The sequence below is a fragment of the Agromyces sp. Y575 genome (assembly GCF_059445445.1).
Map to the genome: position 1 here is coordinate 272,061 of NZ_JCAIUI010000002.1, position 12,419 is coordinate 284,479.

12 protein-coding genes are annotated in these 12,419 nt (G+C 69.8%); 3 read left to right on the plus strand and 9 right to left on the minus strand.

Features of this window, described 5'->3' with window-relative positions; genetic code table 11:
• Positions 1-192 precede the first annotated feature (192 nt).
• Both AC1C2U_RS07410 and AC1C2U_RS07415 read left to right on the plus strand, forming a co-directional pair.
• The gene (locus AC1C2U_RS07410) at positions 193-387 is read left to right on the plus strand and encodes a DUF1918 domain-containing protein (RefSeq protein WP_495361103.1); all 195 of its coding nucleotides are present in this window, start codon (positions 193-195) and stop codon (positions 385-387) included.
• Positions 388-477: 90 nt separating this feature from the next.
• Positions 478-1,248 (plus strand): SGNH/GDSL hydrolase family protein, encoded by a 771-nt coding sequence (locus AC1C2U_RS07415; protein ID WP_495361104.1) that lies wholly within the window; start codon positions 478-480, stop codon positions 1,246-1,248.
• 67 nt (positions 1,249-1,315) lie between these two features.
• Here AC1C2U_RS07415 and AC1C2U_RS07420 read toward each other — a convergent pair whose 3' ends face one another.
• The 8 genes from AC1C2U_RS07420 to AC1C2U_RS07455 all read right to left on the minus strand — a co-directional run bounded on the left by AC1C2U_RS07420 (position 1,316) and on the right by AC1C2U_RS07455 (position 9,042).
• Positions 1,316-1,813 (minus strand): FBP domain-containing protein, encoded by a 498-nt coding sequence (locus AC1C2U_RS07420; RefSeq protein WP_495361105.1) that lies wholly within the window; start codon positions 1,811-1,813, stop codon positions 1,316-1,318.
• Positions 1,814-1,841: 28 nt separating this feature from the next.
• Positions 1,842-2,636, minus strand: a complete 795-nt coding sequence (locus tag AC1C2U_RS07425; RefSeq protein WP_495361106.1) for a hypothetical protein — start codon at positions 2,634-2,636, stop codon at positions 1,842-1,844.
• Positions 2,637-2,687: 51 nt separating this feature from the next.
• Complete coding sequence (locus AC1C2U_RS07430) at positions 2,688-3,632, minus strand: bile acid:sodium symporter family protein (RefSeq protein ID WP_495361107.1); 945 nt, start codon at positions 3,630-3,632, stop codon at positions 2,688-2,690.
• Positions 3,633-3,751: 119 nt separating this feature from the next.
• On the minus strand, positions 3,752-4,576 hold the full coding sequence (locus AC1C2U_RS07435) for a hypothetical protein (protein ID WP_495361108.1): 825 nt from the start codon (positions 4,574-4,576) through the stop codon (positions 3,752-3,754).
• A 91-nt stretch (positions 4,577-4,667) separates the two neighbouring features.
• The gene (locus AC1C2U_RS07440; protein WP_495361109.1) at positions 4,668-6,026 is read right to left on the minus strand and encodes an aminotransferase class V-fold PLP-dependent enzyme; all 1,359 of its coding nucleotides are present in this window, start codon (positions 6,024-6,026) and stop codon (positions 4,668-4,670) included.
• A gap of 237 nt (positions 6,027-6,263) precedes the next feature.
• Entirely contained in the window at positions 6,264-7,718 is a 1,455-nt protein-coding gene (locus tag AC1C2U_RS07445; protein ID WP_495361110.1) for an NtaA/DmoA family FMN-dependent monooxygenase, read from the minus strand.
• A 227-nt stretch (positions 7,719-7,945) separates the two neighbouring features.
• Positions 7,946-8,422, minus strand: coding sequence for a MarR family winged helix-turn-helix transcriptional regulator (locus tag AC1C2U_RS07450; protein ID WP_495361111.1), 477 nt, complete (start codon positions 8,420-8,422; stop codon positions 7,946-7,948).
• Positions 8,422-9,042 carry a DJ-1/PfpI family protein gene (locus AC1C2U_RS07455; RefSeq protein ID WP_495361112.1) on the minus strand — a complete coding sequence of 207 codons (621 nt, stop codon included), beginning with the start codon at positions 9,040-9,042 and terminating at the stop codon, positions 8,422-8,424. The genes AC1C2U_RS07450 and AC1C2U_RS07455 overlap by 1 nt, the downstream gene beginning before the upstream one ends.
• Before the next feature lie 225 nt (positions 9,043-9,267).
• On the opposite strand from AC1C2U_RS07455, the gene AC1C2U_RS07460 reads away from it, so the two are divergent.
• Positions 9,268-10,890, plus strand: a complete 1,623-nt coding sequence (locus AC1C2U_RS07460) for a stealth family protein (protein ID WP_495361959.1) — start codon at positions 9,268-9,270, stop codon at positions 10,888-10,890.
• A 14-nt stretch (positions 10,891-10,904) separates the two neighbouring features.
• Here AC1C2U_RS07460 and AC1C2U_RS07465 read toward each other — a convergent pair whose 3' ends face one another.
• The gene (locus tag AC1C2U_RS07465; protein ID WP_495361113.1) at positions 10,905-12,377 is read right to left on the minus strand and encodes a phospholipase D-like domain-containing protein; all 1,473 of its coding nucleotides are present in this window, start codon (positions 12,375-12,377) and stop codon (positions 10,905-10,907) included.
• Between the last annotated feature and the right edge of the window lie 42 nt (positions 12,378-12,419).

Sequence of the window (12,419 nt, forward strand, 5' to 3'; positions counted from 1 at the left end):
GGAGACGACACGCGTCCGCGGGACCCGGATCGGAATGGGTTTTCCGTGGACGTACTTTGGAGCGTATGGATTCGGCTCCAGCGACGTCAAGGGCCGCACGTCCGCGCTTCGGCCGCCCGCCGCACCGATCGTCCGACACCTTCCGCACCGCGACCGCCCGGCGTACGCTGGAGTGATCCGGAGGAGGACGCGATGCAAGCAACCGTCGGAGAACACCTCGTCATTCATGGCAAGCAGGTCGGTCAGGCGGTGCGCCGCGGCGAGATCCTCGAGGTGCGCGGCGAAGACGGAGGCCCGCCCTACCTCGTGCGGTTCGACGACGGGCACGAGACACTGCTCTACCCCGGTGCCGACTGCGAGCTCGAGCGCGAGCACGAGGCGCGCTGAAGGCGGCGCGCCCTGAGCTCGTCGGCGGGCGCTGCCCACTCGCCCGCTTCGACAGGCTCAGCGGGCAAGCCTGCACGCTAGCGTTGACGCATGTTCCACTCCTATGCGGCGATCGGCGACAGCTTCACCGAGGGCGTCGGAGACGAGCTGCCCGACGGCTCCACACGCGGCTGGGCCGACTTCGTCGCGCTCGGTCTCGCGGCGGCCGCCCGTGAACCGGTCGGCTACGCGAACCTCGCGATTCGCGGGCGCAAGCTCGGCCCGATCATCGACGAGCAGCTCGACCCCGCGATCGCGCTCGGCCCCGAGCTGCTGAGCTTCAACGGCGGCGGCAACGACATGCTGCGCCCTCGCATGGACGAGCAGGTCACGGCGTCCCGCTTCCGCGACGCGATCCAGCGCATCCGCTCAGCGGGCATCCATGTGCTCATGCTGAGCGGCGCGAACCCCACCGAGCACCTCCCGATGGGGCGAGTGTTCGACGCCCGAGGCGCCCGGCTCACCGCAGCCCTCGTCGACCTCGCCGACGAGCCCGGCGTCACCTTCGTCGACAATTTCAACGATCGTGTGCTCCGCGACATCCGCTACTGGTCGCCCGACAAGCTGCACCTCAATCCGCTCGGGCACGCGCGCGTGGCCAGTAATGTGCTGACCGGTCTCGGCGTGGCCGTGCCCGCCAAGTGGGGCGTCGAAGAGGTCGCGGCCGCGCCTGCCGGCCCGAAGAGCCGCAACACCGCGGCGTACTACCGGGAGTTCGTGCTGCCTTGGATCGGCCGACGCCTCACCGGCCGCTCTTCGGGCGACGGTCGCACCGCCAAGCGGCCGACGCTCGAGCCTGTGGCTCCGGATGCCGCGCGCTGACGCCTGATCGGCCGGCCCGCGAGTTTCGCGCCAAGGCCACGGGCCGCTGGCCGCGGGGTCACAGGCCTCAGCCCACCCCGAGCACGTCGGCGACGAACGCTCGCGTGCGACGGGCCAGTCCCTCGATGCGCTCGAGCTCGTGCGCGCTCGGCTGCACCTCGGACGGCGCCGGCGGACGGCCCAGCCGCACCGTCTCTTGACAGGCGAGGTCGGCGCAGATGTAGGTGCCGACGCTGTCGCCGCGTTCGCCCGCGGCCCCTGCGCGCCGAGCCGAGAACAGCTCGACCTGATCGCCGGGCTGTTGCGTGTGGCAGAGATTGCAGATGGCGGCGCGGTGGTGGGAACCGGTGCGTTCCGCCGCCCGGAGCACGATGCCCGCCGGTTCACCCTCGAGTTCCGTGACGAGGTAGCCGCGCGAAGGGATGCGCGGGTCCCTCCATGCGAAGGCGTCGAGCGGCGCCCACTCGGTGATGAAGAACCGCACAGGGAGCGAGAGCTGTTCGAGCTCGGCGGCATTCGCGTTCCCGAGCGACGAGCGAACCTCGTTCTCGACCAGCGGCTGCATGCATCCCCCTCCGTGCGCGCCTCCCAGTCTACGAATCGGCTTCGACGTGCCAGTCGATGTCGATCGATCGAGGCCCCCACGTCACGATCACGACGTCGTCTCGTTTCACGTCGGGAGGCCTGGCGCCGTCACGGATATCGTCGGCCGAGATGCGCCGTTCGAGGCCGTGCTTCGCGAAGGCCTCGAGCGACGTGCACGTCGTGACCCAGTCGAAGAAGAACTCGCGGCGCGAGAGCATGCACACCCGGTCGTCATGACGCACGACCCAGAACTCGTGTCCGACGGCGATGCCGACGGTGCGGAGCCCGCCGCGATCGCGATCGGTGAGCTCCGTACCCGCGACGACCTCCCCGGCGAGTTCCTGCTCATCGGCACTCTGCGCCCGGTCGAACACTCCGAGCCCTCGCGCGGGTGAGAGCGACTCCCGCACGGGTCCCAGTACCGTCCAACCGCCCGCGATGACCAGGAGCACCCCGGTGGCCACGGCGAGCGCGCGCGCACGCGTCTCTCGACGACGACCGGGCGGAATCGGCGCATGCTCGTGCACGGTCAGTTCGGTCGAGGCGATCTCCGCCGCGCGGGCGTCCCCCGAAACGGTGGGCGCCGACGCGACCGGGGAGTTCAGCCCTTCCGGGGTCTCGGGGCCGTCCGGGGAGTTCGAGGCTTCAGTGACATGCGAGCGATCGTCGACCCCGCGCTCCGCAAGCTCCCGTTCCACCTCGGCGAGCTCGTCGCCGATTCCGGCGGGCGGCTCACCGGGAGTGCCGTAGACGATCCGCCGCAGTTCGTCTCGGCGACGTTCCAGCTCCTCTTCGCTCGCCATCTCCTGCCTCGCGATGGCGACGGCGGGGCGCGCTCCCGCCGCCGTCGCGGCTCAGTCCCCGGGTGGTCGCCCACCCGCTCGCGCCGAGGACACCGTCGTCGCCGCGGCATCCGCTCGATCAGGTGCCGTTCCGCGCCCTCGGATCAGGAATCCGAACGCAAGGGCGACGAAGAACATCAGCACCCCGTAGACGGCCGCAGGCAGGCTCATCTCGACGCTGCCGATCACCGTCTGGGCGATCACGATCGCGAGCGTTGCGTTATGGATACCGATCTCGAACGAACTCGCGATCGATTGCGCCCGATCGACCCGGAGCATGCGCGGCACCAGGAAGCCGACCGTGAGGCTGAGGAGGCAGAAGAGCACCGTGACGACCGCGAGGCTGCCGAAGTTCTCGAGCAGCAGGTCGAGGTTCGAGACGATCGCGCCGGCGATGACGATCACGAGGATCACGACGGAGGCGATGCGCACGGGCTTGTCCATGCGGTCGGCGAAGGCCGGTCGCCACCAGCGCACGAGCATGCCGACGACGACCGGCAGCAGCACGATCGCGAACACCTCCACGGTCTTGGCCAGTTGCAGGCCGAGAGTGTCGTCGCCCGGCAGGAAGTACGCGATCGCGAGGTTCGTGATGAGCGGCAGGGTGAAGACCGCGAGCACCGAGTTGATCGCGGTGAGCGAGATGTTCAACGCGACATCGCCACGGAACAGGTGGCTGTAGAGGTTCGCGGTCGTGCCGCCGGGCGACGCGGCGAGCAGCATCATGCCGACGGCGAGCACGGGCGGCAGCCGGAAGGCCAGCACAAGGGCGAGGCAGATCGCCGGCAGCAACAACAGCTGACAGAGCAAGGCGATGATCACCGCCTTCGGATGCTTCGCGACGCGCGCGAAGTCGCCCGGGGTGAGTGAGAGGCCGAGCCCGAACATGATGATGCCGAGGGCGACGGGTAATCCGATGGTGGTCAACGCTGATCCCATGCGCTCAGTGTGGCGCATCGCGGTCGCGAGCGGAACACCGATTCGGCGACGGATGCCACGAGTCGTCGCCCCAATCGTTCACGCCCGCGCGGGATCCCCGTTGCCGCGGTCGTCTCGGTGGCCGTCACCGTCACCGTCTACGAATCGCCCGAGCGGGCCGCGAAGCCGGATGACGACCACTCCTCGTACGTCATCGGCGCCGTACCTCCGCCCGCGAAGATCGGCACCCAGACCCAGACGCCGTCGGTCGTCGCGTGCGAGCGCGGCACGATCGACCACTCGACGGTGGCGGATCGATCGGTCCAGATCAGCGCGACGGCGCTCGCCGGGTCGAGTCCCGCGGGCCGCGCCTCATCGCCGAGCTCGTCGTAGCTGATGAACTGACGGATTCCCGAGCGCGCGAACTCCGTCTCGCTGACGCAGTTCGCGCCCCAACTGCTCCGGTGCTGCGTCTGCGCGATCATGCAGACCTCGTTGCCGTCGCGGAAGACCCACACGTCGTGGTCGGCGGCACGTCCGATGCTGCGGAAGCTCGACACGGCGTCCGCGCCGAGCACCGCCACGAAGGCCCGCGGCCCCGCGTCGACGTCGTCGCGGACCCGATCGAACACCTCGAGTCCTCGCGGCGGGGCGATGAGGTCCATCGCAGGGCCGAGCGCGATGGCGAGAGCGACGCCGACACCGAGGACCGCCGCGACAGCGAGCGCGGGCCGGCGCCATCCGCGGAGCCGCCTGGACACCCCCGACTCGATGGTGACCGCGGTCTCGGCCGTCACCGTCGGGAAGCGGGCGTCCACGGTCGAGTCGGCCGCAGCCTCCTGCGTCGCTCGGAGTTGCGCGAGCGCCTCTTCAACGGCGACCAGCTCGGTCGCTGCGTCCGACTCGTGGCCACCGGGCGCACCATAGACGACTCGCCGCAACTCGTCGCGGCGGGCGGAAAGACGTGCGCGATCGCGGTCCATCGACAGCTCCCGCTTCAACGGTACGCCGCAGAATCGATGCCCGCACGCTTGGACGCCGAACGGTGACGGGGTACTCACGTGGGCTCGTGGGTCAGTCGCTGAGACTCGGCCATGGCCGGTCGTCGACCCGCGGGCACCAGCCCGCAGGCGACGTGTCGTAGACGTGCGCCGGCCCGTCGGCAATGAGCCGTGCGAGCGCGTCGAGGAAGCGGTCGATGTCGTCGGCCGATGTGCCGGCCCCGAGGCTCGCGCGCAGGCCGTTGGTGCGCGTCGCCGCGCGCTCGAAGAAGGGGTGGGCGCAGAAGCGGCCGGCGCGCACCGAAATGCCGTGCTCGGCGCCGAGCGCCGCGGCGAGGAGGCCGACCGAGCCGCGCTCGAGTTCGATGGTCGCGATGCCGAGCCGGTCGGCGGGCGAGGCTGCGGAATCGTCGAAGCCGCGGATGACCCGGATGCCGCGCTGCGCTGCGAGCCCGTCGTGCAGGCGAGCGGTCAGCGTGGCCTCGTGCTCGAGCCTGGCAGACTCGCCGATCCGCTCGAGCTCGGTGAGCGCGCGGGCGAGTGCCGCGACGCCGACGACGTTCGAGGTGCCGGCCTCGTGGCGTTCGGCCCCGCGCTTCCACTCGACAGTGTCGAGCCTCACGGCCTCGACCGCTCCCCCGCCGGCGAGATGAGGGGCGGCTTCGTCGAGCCAGTCGCCGCGGCCGATGAGGGCGCCCGCACCGAACGGCGCGTAGGCCTTGTGCCCTGAGAAGGCGAGGTAGTCGATGTCGGATGCCGCGAGGTCGATCCTGCGGTGCGGCAGCAGTTGCGCGGCGTCGACGGCGATTCGGGCTCCGTGGGTGTGGGCGATCTCGGCGAGCCGCGCGATGGGCAGCACTTCGCCCGTCACGTTCGAGGCGCCCGTCACCGAGAGCAATGCCGCCGGACATCGTGCGAGTTCGGCCTCGAGCGCGTCGATCGTCGCGTCGAGCGTCGGCTGCCCGACGACGACCCGGCGCGATCGCCACGGCAGCAGGTTCGCGTGGTGCTCGAGGTCGAGCACCACGGTGTCGCCCGGAATCGCCGAGGCGAGCAGGTTGAGCGCATCGGTCGTGTTGCGCGTGAAGACCACGAGGTCGTCGTCACCGGCGCCGACATGCCGGGCGACGGTGATGCGAGCGTCTTCGACGAGCGAGGTCGACAACTGCGACGGGTAGCCCGAACCGCGGTGCACGCTCGCGTAGTACGGCAACACCCGCGTCACATGTCGCGCCACGGCCTCGAACGCGGGAGCGGATGCCGCGACGTCGAGGTTCACGTGACGCACCCGCCCGCCGCCGAGCACGGGAACTTCGAGTCGGGCGTCGGCGAGCACCGCGAGCGGGCCGAGTGGCGCGGGCGGAGGGACATCCGTCGCCGCCGTCACCTGGGCGCGCGAAACGCGAACTGCGGCGGTCTCGGCGGCGATCACGCGGCTCCTCAATGCGTGGTTCGTCGAGATTTCGGACCCCCTGAGCCGCTCCTCAACCCCTTGCCGACGCGAACCGTCACGGCGCGACACAGTCGGAAACCTGCCGCACCCGTGGGTTGAGGAGCGACGGGCCCGAGCCTGGGTTTGGGGCGACAGGTGCGTGGCGTTGGCATCTGGTGTCTTCCTTCGGTCGGGAACGGATCGCGCGGGCCCCCTGGTGAGGGCGTGCGCTCGAAACTACGGATGCCGCGGCGCAGCATCAACCGAGCTGCGACCCGCACGGTCACGGGGTGAAACGGGGTGCAACGCCGCGTCACCCGGCGTCACGTGCACGTTGTCGGGGCGATCGAGGCCGAGGTGGTCGCGCAGCGTCTCGCCCTCGTACTCGGTGGGAAACACGCCCCGCCGCTGCAGTTCGGGCACGACCTGGAGCGCGAACGCCTCGAACTGCTGGGGCTGCACCGCGGAGAGCACGTTGAAGCCGTCGACGGCTCCGGCGTCGCCCCACGCCTGGAACTCGGTGGCGACGTCTTCGGCGGTGCCGACGATCATCGAGGCGTTCACGGATGCGGCGACCACGAGGTGTCGCAGCGTCGGCGGGCGCTCGCCGCTGGGGCTGCGACCGGTGCGTTCGGCGACGATCTCGACGAGCTCCTGCCCCGGAGCGCTGAACTCGGCGACGAGCGCGGGGGCCACCGCACGGTCAGGCGAGAGCCCGGCGAGGTCGACCCCGACGAGCGTCGACAGCTGGGCGAGCGAGCGGTTCGCGGGGAACGCCACAGGCGGGCCGCCCGGCCAGTCCTCGGCGATCTGCACGAGCTCGCTGAGTTCGTCGGCGATCGACTGGGCGTGCTCTCGGGTCTGCCCGACGATCGGCAGCACGGGTGCGATGACCTTCAGCGTGCGGTCGTCACGACCCGACTCGAAGGCGAGCGAGCGCAGCTCTTCGCGGATCGCGACCGCGTGCTCGAGGCCGCTGACCGCGACGAGCGCGAGGTCGGCGCTCTGCGCGGCGAACAGCCGCGACCGCGGCGAGGTGCCGGCGTGCACGATCGGCAGGTGTCCCTGCACCGGTCGCGCGACATTCAAGGGGCCGGTCACGCTGAGGTGCTGACCGTGGAAGTCGGTGGCGTGCAGCTTCTGCGGGTCGAGGTACACGCCGCTCGCGGCATCCGCGACGATCGCATCGTCTTCGAATGAGTCCCAGAGACGACGCAGCACGAGCTCGAACTCGACGGCGCGGTCGTAACGCGACTCGTTCGCCGCGTGGAAGTCGAGACCGTGGTTGCCGGCGGCGCGCGGCTCTGCCCCCGTCACGAGGTTGAGGCCCGCTCGCCCGCCCGAGAGCAGGTCGACCGACGCCGTCGCCCGCGCGAGCGTGTACGGGTCGGAGTAGCTCGTGTTCGCCGTGGCGATGAGCCCGATGCGGGAGGTGATGCCCGAGAGGTAGGTGATCGCTGAGATCGGGTCGATGCGGGCCACGAGGTACGGGTCGCGGAACTCGAGGTCGTGCCCGGTGGCGAGCCAGTCGCCGAAGAAGAGATAGTCGAGTCGGGCGGCCTCGGCCACCTCGGCCGCGCGCCGCAGCACGGCGGCATCGGCGCCGGGGTCTCGATGGGCGCCGGGGTACCGCCAGCCCGAGGGGTACGCGCCGATGGCCCTAACCATTGCGCCGATGATGAGTCGCGTCATGTTTCGACCTCCTGGCCTCGACGCTAGGGAGGCCGAACGGATGCCGCGATGACCGCTGTCACACGAGGGAACCGGCCGTCACACGCCTCAATCCGGGGTCACACGGCGTCATCCGTGTTCGCTCCTACTGGTGGTCGTAGAACGCGGCAGGGTTCAGGATCTGTCGCTCCCACAGGAGCTCCCGGTCATTCCTCGTGAGGCGTGCAGCGTCAGCGGCGCCGGTCCACTCAGCGCGGATTCCCTCCACTCGTTCCACGCACCCGCCGCGACGCGGCGATGACGCGCAGCAGCGTCGCGAGGGCGGCCTGCAACTCCTCGACCCCGACGACCGCACCGACCGCGTCGGCCCACGCGTGCTGGGCCGCGCCAAGGCGCGTGACGGCCGCACGCCCATCGGCGGTGGGCTGCAGCAGCTTGGCCCGGCGGTGTCGCGGGTTCTCTGCATACTCGGCCCAGCCGCGCTCGACGAGGAGGTCGGCGGTGCGCTGCACGCTCTGCCGGGCGAGCCCGAGCCCGACCCTGCGGGCGATCTCGGCGACCGGGAGCCCCTCGTCGAGAGTCGCGCCGAGCACCTGCCACTGCGCCGGGGTGAGGCCGGCGGGGCCCGCGATGTCGCGGGCGGCGTCGAGGAACTCGCCGTTCAGTTCGAACACCGGGAGCACGAGTTCGGTGAGCGCGTCACCCGCCGGGCTGCGGCCTGCCATCACTCGGCACCGACGAGAGCGTCGTAATATCGACGCTCGCCAGTCGTGTAGAGGCCGTACCAAGCGTCGATCACCGGCTGCGGCATGGCGTCGAGTACTTCGAAGACCGCCTTGGCGAATTCGATCGGGGCGGTTGCCCCCGCGGTGATCACGCCACCGTCGACGATGGCGCGCGCATCGACGTAGTGCGCCGCCCCCGCGTACTCGCCGGCCAGACCCAGGAAGTCGGGAGCGTTGCTCGTGTGCCGCCGCTCGTCGAGCAGGCCGGCCCGGGCGAGGCCGAGCGTGCCGCCGCAGATCGCGGCGACCGGAGTGCCCGACTCGACGAGACTCACGGCGAGCGCGAGTACCTGATCGTGCCCCTCGGCCCAGGTGTCGGCGCCGGGGAGCACCAGCAGCGCGATGCGATCGGGGTCGAGCTCGGCGAGCGCGACATCAGGCCTCACGTGGAGCCCGCCCATCGTGTCGACTTCGGCGGCTGTCTCACCCGCGGTGACGAGCCTGATCGCGCCTCCGGCCATGCCCAGACCGGCGGCGAGATAGCCGTACTCCCAGTCGGCCATGGTGCCCGTCGTGTAGAGCACCACGAGCTGTTCGTTCGCGTCGATGTTTGTCAGCATGCTGTCATTTTGCCCCAATTGACAGGATGCTGTCAAGAGCGAAGAACGGGAAGAGTGGCGCACGCCGCCGCGCTGCGTACAATCAGAGCACCGCGCAATCGCGCACTCCCCACGACCCCTGGAGGCCACTGCTCCGTGACGAGACCCGACCGCGATCGAACCCCTGACCGGCAGCTGCACGACGGACACGCGTTCGCGAGGAGGGAAGCGACGCCCGCCCCGCCGATGCGGCTCTCCGACGCGTCCGAACTCGTACTCGTGGCATCCGCGAATCGTGTCGCCCGGTTCGATCGCGACGACCTCGTCATGCGCAAGGGCCAGTACGCGTTGCGGAACGGCCACATGACCCCGCAGGAGTCGATGGTCGAAGACCTGCTCGCCGTCGGCGAAGCGCTGGATGCCGCCAAGATCCCGTTCCTGCTCGTGCGCGGCAACGACGACCGGCCCGTCATCGCCGTCGACCGCGGCGAGCGCAAGGCGGTCGCCCGGGCCTTCGCCGAGTCGTTCGCCGACGAGCCGTTCTACGCCGCGACCCTCGCCCCGGCGCACGCCGCCGACACCCATCCCGTGCTGCTCGCCGACGGCCGCCTCTCGGCCGGGCGCAAGCCCACAGTGCTGCGGGTCTACCGCCCGCGCATCGAGCCGATCGGGCGGCTCCGCTACGGCAGCGAGACGGCGGTGCAGATCGAGTTCTGGCGGTTCGGTGACGACACCATCGAAGCACCCGTCGAGAACGCCCTGATGCGCCGCACCCTGCAGCGCTCCGAGACGACCGACGACGTCGTGCACCTGCACGGCCGCGACTGGCCGACGCTCGAGCACATGTTCGAGTCGCTCGCGAGCGACATCGACTTCGAGATCGACATGGTCTTCTCATGGGTCGACGGGTCGAGCGACGAGTTCATCCGCGAGCGTGCGAAGCGCATGCAGAGCTACGTCGTCGGCGAGGGCGATGACTCCGAGGCGCGCTACCGGCAGATCGACGAGCTGAAGTATGCGCTGCGATCGGTGCACCTCTTCGCCCCGTGGGTACGGCGCATCTTCATCGCGACCGACTCCCCCGCCCCCGCCTGGCTCGCGAAGCACCCGAAGGTCACGATCGTGCGCAGCGAAGAGATGTTCGCCGACACCTCCGTGCTGCCGACGCACAACTCGCACGCCGTCGAGAGCCAGCTGCACCACATCGACGGACTCGCCGAGCACTTCCTCTACTCGAACGACGACATGTTCTTCGGCCGGCCAATCAGCCCATCGCTGTTCTTCTCACCCGGTGGCATCACGAAGTTCGTCGAAGCGGCCACCCGCATCGGGCTGGGCTCGACCCACCCCGGCCGCAGCGGGTTCGAGAACGCGGCACGCGTGAATCGGGCGCTCCTGCGCGACCGCTTCGGCAAGGTCACCACCCGGCACCTCGAACACAGTGCCGCGCCGCTCCGCAAGAGCGTTATGGCCGAGCTCGAGGCCGCATTCCCCGAGGAGTTCCGGCGCACGGCCGCGAGTCGCTTCCGCTCGGCGACCGACATCTCGGTGACGAACTCGCTGTACCACTACTACTCGCTCGTCACCGGGCATGCCGTCGTGCAGACCGACGCCCGGGTGAAGTACGTCGAGACGACGCTGCGCCAGGCGCTGCCTGCGATGAAGCAGCTCCTGAAGCGCCGCGACCACGACATGTTCTGCCTGAACGACGGCAGCTTCCCCGAGATCTCAGTAGAGGAGCGCACGGCGGCCGTGATCGAGTTCCTCGATCGCTACTTCCCGTTCCCGGCCCCGTGGGAGAAGGCGGCGACGGATGCCTCGGGGCAGGTCGATGCCGCGACATCCGTCACGCCCGACCTCATCGCCTGAAGCGCTGCAGGCGGCTACTGCAGGGCGGAGGTGAGGCGGGCGACCCCGTCGAGGAACGTCGCCGAGGCCGGCTCCCGATCCCATTCCTCGAGGGTGAGCTGCCGGCCGGCGTCGCGATAGCCCTGTTCGACGTCGCGCATCTGGTCGACGAACGAGGCGCCGCGCACGAGCAGCATCATCTCGGAGTTCAGGCTGAAGGAACGGATATCCATGTTGCTCGACCCGATCACGGCGATGTCGTCGTCGATCGAGAGGTGCTTCGAATGCAGGATGTACGGGCCGGGGTACAGCCAGATCTTCACACCCGCGCGCAGCAACGCTCGATAGTACGAGCGCTGCGCGTGCCAGACGGAACCCTGGTCGCCGACCTCCGAGACGAAGAGCTGCACGTCGAGCCCCCGGTAGCAGGCAGAGGTGATCGCGTACAGCATCGCCTCGTCGGGCACGAAGTACGGGCTCGTGATGATGGCTCGTCGCTGCGCCGAGTTGATGAGTGCGAGGAACAGCCGGAGGTTGTTCTCGGCGTCGTACCCCGGGCCACTCGGCACCACCTGGCACACGAGGGCATCGGGCGAGGAGTCCGCCGGCACCGCTGCGGCCGGCACGTTCTCCTCATCGCCGAGCAGCTCGTCGGTCTCGAGGTACCAGTCGGAGAGGAAGACGGCATTGATTCCCGTCACGACCGGCCCGGTCACGCGCGCCACGAGTTCCTGCCACTGCAGGCCCCGCTTCAGGTTCTTCTTGGAGTTGTAGCTGCGGTCGATGAGGTTCTGCGAGCCCATGAAGCCGACGAGCCCGTCGACGACGACGAGCTTGCGGTGGTTGCGCAAGTCGGGCCGTTGGTACTCGCCCTTCAGCGGGCGAACGGGCAGCATGAAGCTCCACTTCGCACCGATGCGGTCGAGTTCGGCGTAGGTCTCATCGTGGCCCGCGGCCTTGTTCGAGGCGATGTAGTCGAGCAGCACGCGAACCGTGACTCCGCGCTGCACGGCCCGCTCCATCGCCGCGAAGAAGCCCTTGGTCGTCTCGTCGAACGAGACGATGAAGAACTCGACGTGCACGAACCGGGTGGCGGTGTCGATGTCAGCAGCCATCGCGTCGATCGATCCGCGATAGTCGCCGATGAGCTGGGCGGTGTTGCCTCCGAGCGCTGGCAGGGCGCCGAGCACCCGGTTCTGCTCCGTGATCGAGGCGAACCAGTCGGGCCACGTCGCCCGGTCGGGTGCGAGGTCGAGACCCTCGGCCCTCGCAGCGATCATCGCGTTGATCTCCCGCTGCTTCTCCTGTCGCTTCTTCGGCAGTTTCGAGCTGCCGATCAGCAGGAAGAAGAGGATGCCGACGAAGGGGATCAGGAAGATCGCCAGCAGCCAGGCCATCGCCGCGGTGGGCTTGCGCCCCCGAGGCACGATGATCAGTGCGGCGATGCGGATGGCGAGGTCGGCGAGAATCAACGCCACCCCGATGATCGCGGCGAGTTCGGTGCTCATACGCCACCTCCCGTGGTCGGCTCGCCTCACGCGACGTGAAGG

Coding starts and splice junctions, on each gene's coding strand:
- AC1C2U_RS07435 (WP_495361108.1), bottom strand. CDS start 4,576: ATGGACCGCGATCGCGCACGTCTTTCCGCCCGCCGCGACGAGTTGCGG.
- AC1C2U_RS07450 (WP_495361111.1), bottom strand. CDS start 8,422: ATGGCAGGCCGCAGCCCGGCGGGTGACGCGCTCACCGAACTCGTGCTC.
- AC1C2U_RS07455 (WP_495361112.1), bottom strand. CDS start 9,042: ATGCTGACAAACATCGACGCGAACGAACAGCTCGTGGTGCTCTACACG.
- AC1C2U_RS07420 (WP_495361105.1), bottom strand. CDS start 1,813: ATGCAGCCGCTGGTCGAGAACGAGGTTCGCTCGTCGCTCGGGAACGCG.
- AC1C2U_RS07465 (WP_495361113.1), bottom strand. CDS start 12,377: ATGAGCACCGAACTCGCCGCGATCATCGGGGTGGCGTTGATTCTCGCC.
- AC1C2U_RS07445 (WP_495361110.1), bottom strand. CDS start 7,718: ATGACGCGACTCATCATCGGCGCAATGGTTAGGGCCATCGGCGCGTAC.
- AC1C2U_RS07460 (WP_495361959.1), top strand. CDS start 9,268: ATGCGGCTCTCCGACGCGTCCGAACTCGTACTCGTGGCATCCGCGAAT.
- AC1C2U_RS07410 (WP_495361103.1), top strand. CDS start 193: ATGCAAGCAACCGTCGGAGAACACCTCGTCATTCATGGCAAGCAGGTC.
- AC1C2U_RS07415 (WP_495361104.1), top strand. CDS start 478: ATGTTCCACTCCTATGCGGCGATCGGCGACAGCTTCACCGAGGGCGTC.
- AC1C2U_RS07425 (WP_495361106.1), bottom strand. CDS start 2,636: ATGGCGAGCGAAGAGGAGCTGGAACGTCGCCGAGACGAACTGCGGCGG.
- AC1C2U_RS07430 (WP_495361107.1), bottom strand. CDS start 3,632: ATGCGCCACACTGAGCGCATGGGATCAGCGTTGACCACCATCGGATTA.